Origin of the sequence: Nesterenkonia sp. HG001, assembly GCF_034438835.1 — a bacterium.
Classification (GTDB): Bacteria; Actinomycetota; Actinomycetes; order Actinomycetales; family Micrococcaceae; genus Nesterenkonia; species Nesterenkonia xinjiangensis.
On record NZ_JAOSZD010000030.1, the window covers coordinates 1 to 506 of the forward strand.

2 pseudogenes are annotated in these 506 nt (G+C 60.1%); both read left to right on the forward strand.

Annotated elements, in window-relative coordinates:
- Positions 1-140, forward strand: a pseudogene (locus ODE13_RS16895) (sugar ABC transporter permease); the annotation flags it as partial.
- Positions 134-506 (forward strand): annotated as a pseudogene (locus tag ODE13_RS16900) (hypothetical protein); the annotation flags it as partial. The pseudogenes ODE13_RS16895 and ODE13_RS16900, both read left to right, overlap by 7 nt.

A 506-nucleotide genomic window follows, 5' to 3' on the forward strand; every position in this document is an offset into this window, starting at 1 on the left:
ATGTCTATCGGGTGGGCATCACCAGTTCGAACTTCTCTTATGCGACAGCCATCGGCCTGTTCGAGGCCATTATCGGACTCATCCTGATCCTCAGTGCTAATGGGATCGCCCGGAAGATGGGAGGCAACAGCCTGTGGTAGCCGTCAATACCGAGGTCCCCGGAGCCCGGCCCCCGGCCGGTCCGCTCCCGGATCCCGGCCAACAGAACCCTGAGGAGCAGGTCCTCCAGCCCCAGCGGGGCACTCGTTCCACTGCCATCCAGGACACGAGGTCCTATACCGCCTTCCGGGTGGTCAACGGGTTGGCGATCATCCTGATCTGCGCGGCGACGCTGTATCCGTTCCTGAACATCATCGCTCAGGCCTTCTCCTCCGAGGGGTACATCAACTCTGGGCAGGTCAGCATCATCCCGCGCGGGTTCAACATCACTACCTTCGATGTGGTGATGTCGGATTCGATGTTCTGGCGCAATTATGCGAACACGGTCATCTACACGGTGGTGGCTA